This is a genomic window from Sphingomonas sp. AC435, from assembly GCF_979253005.1.
On record NZ_CEEDCJ010000134.1, the window covers coordinates 1 to 231 of the forward strand.

The 231-nt window shown below is 57.1% G+C and carries 1 pseudogene; it reads left to right on the forward strand.

The features are described 5' to 3' along the window. Positions 1 to 25: 25 nt before the first annotated feature. Positions 26 to 231 (forward strand): annotated as a pseudogene (locus AC0CH8_RS19210) (cation acetate symporter); the annotation flags it as partial.

Sequence of the window (231 nt, forward strand, 5' to 3'; positions counted from 1 at the left end):
TACCCAGGTGGCGCAATACTGCGTGATGATCTTCGCCTACATGGTTCCAGCGATCTTCATTTCGATGATGATCACAGGCAATCCGATCCCACAACTGGGTTTCGGTAGCGAGGTTACCGGTACCGGCCAGAGCGTTGTCGAACGCCTCAATGGCCTGGGCGCCGAGCTGGGCTTCACGCCCTACACCGATGGCAGCAAGTCCACCACCGATGTGTTCTTCATCACCATGGC